This window comes from Bartonella sp. MR168JLCBS, from assembly GCF_042194175.1.
This window is the reverse complement of record NZ_JBHIMP010000307.1, coordinates 1-778: the sequence shown is the minus strand read 5'-3', so window position 1 is coordinate 778 and position 778 is coordinate 1. Positions and strand designations below refer to the sequence as shown.

At 37.8% G+C, this 778-nt stretch carries 1 pseudogene; it reads left to right on the top strand.

The features are described 5' to 3' along the window. Positions 1 to 245 precede the first annotated feature (245 nt). A pseudogene (locus tag ACFIK8_RS11060) lies at positions 246 to 778 on the top strand (DNA mismatch repair protein MutS); the annotation flags it as partial.

Here is a 778-nt window from a genome sequence, read left to right as displayed (position 1 = left end):
TTGAGGCATTTTCTGATCTTGCTCACTTTTTTTCATCTCACCTAAGCTTTCCCAAAAACAGTATAAATTCTGTTCGATAACGCGTGTAATTATCCGATTTTACAATTTGATTCATATATCAGAAATCGCTATGCTTGTTCTAATAAACCTGATAACGCATTTCAATTCACAGATAATGAAGATAAACGTTGAAATAAATAAAAAAGGGTATCAAAGCCTCTATTAAAAGAAGCAAGCGGGTAAAAATGGATAATAAGACTGACCATAAAAATGATTTAAACTCACAACCCGTTCCCTCATCTGCCCCACATAAAGAACGCCTCACACCTATGATGGAGCAATATATAGAAATCAAAGCAGTTAATAGCGATTCTCTTCTCTTTTACCGTATGGGTGATTTCTATGAATTATTTTTCAATGATGCAATTGAAGCTGCTCAGGTTTTAGGAATCACACTCACAACCCGTGGAAAACATTTGGGTAAAGATATTCCTATGTGTGGTGTTCCAGTTCATGCTGCAGATGATTATTTGCAAAAACTGATCTCCTGCGGTTATCGCGTTGCTGTTTGTGAACAAACAGAAGATCCAGCAGAAGCTAAAAAACGTGGATCAAAATCAATCGTTCGGCGCGATGTCGTTCGTCTTGTTACACCTGGAACTATAACAGAAGAAAAGCTTCTTGATCCAACCCGCGCAAATTATCTGATGACACTTGCCCGCATTAAAACCACCAAGGGAGAAGAATTTGCCCTTTCCTGGATTGATATTTCAACAGG